The organism is Mycobacterium sp. SMC-13, from assembly GCF_045311035.1.
Lineage (GTDB): Bacteria > Actinomycetota > Actinomycetes > Mycobacteriales > Mycobacteriaceae > Mycobacterium.
In genome coordinates, this window is sequence record NZ_JBJIAI010000093.1 from 1 (window position 1) to 1,087 (window position 1,087).

A 1,087-nucleotide genomic window follows, 5' to 3' on the forward strand; every position below is an offset into this window, starting at 1 on the left:
GGCAAGATCTGTGAAGACTTGGACTTGGCGCTGTACCGGCTCGGTCTGACCCCGGCCAAGGTATGACCACGGTGTCCTGCGTTCGATTTGTCGACCGGGCCGGTGCAGTGTCGCGGCGCGCACCGGCCAGACGGATCTGACCTGATAGGAGCTTGGACTAGAAGCCCCGTCACAGACCTGTCGCTCCGCCCGGCCGGTTCGCCCACCCGTCAGATTGGCCCTAACGGAGGAGCGAATTCCATGATCCCAACAGATGCCGAGACTGTCATCGGTGGCGTCGATACCCACAAACACACGCATTACGCAGCGGTCATCGACCAGCGCGGACGACTGCTTGGCCACCAGCAGTTCCCGGCGACCGACACCGGATATCAGGCACTGTTGACCTGGATGCGCACGCACGGACCGCTCGAAGCCATTGGCGTGGAAAGCACCGGATCGTTCGGGGCAACACTGACCCGCGCCCTAACGGCCGCCGGCGAACACGTCATCGAGGTCAATCGCCCCAACCGCATCGCACGACGAATGGACGGCAAGTCCGACCGTCTCGACGCCGAACAGATCGCCCGCGCCGTGCTCGGCCAAACCTCCACCGCCACACCAAAGTCCAAGTCCGGCATGGTCGAAGTGATCCGCACCCTGCGCGTCACCCGCAGCAGCGCCGTCAAGGCACGAACCCAAACCTTCAACACCTTGTTTGGGATCATGATTGGCGCCCCATCACCGCTACGCGACGAACTCGTCGCACTGACCAAGCGGACACTGATCAACCGCTGCCTCGGACTGCGGCCCGAGACCACCGACTTCGCCCAACTTCGCGCGCACCCCGAACGACTCCTGATGGCCAGCATCAAGACTTCCCTTCGCGACCTCGCCCGCAGATGGAAAGCGTTAGACAGCGAGATCAAAACCCTCAACCAACAGATCTCGGTAGTCGTCCACGCCACCGCACCTGACCTGGTCAAACTCTTCGGCGTCGGGGTCGAGCTGGCCGGTCAGTTCCTCGTCACCGCTGGGGACAACCCCGAACGGATCCGCAACGAGAAAGCCTTCGCAAAACTCTGTGGCGTGGCCCCACAGCCCGCCA

General features: G+C 63.1%; 1 protein-coding gene. It reads left to right on the forward strand.

The genetic code is table 11. The annotated features are described in order from the left end of the window. Window positions 1-240: 240 nt before the first annotated feature. The coding region (locus ACJH6I_RS31825) for an IS110 family transposase (protein ID WP_406785198.1) at window positions 241-1,087 on the forward strand (847 nt) is incomplete at its 3' end.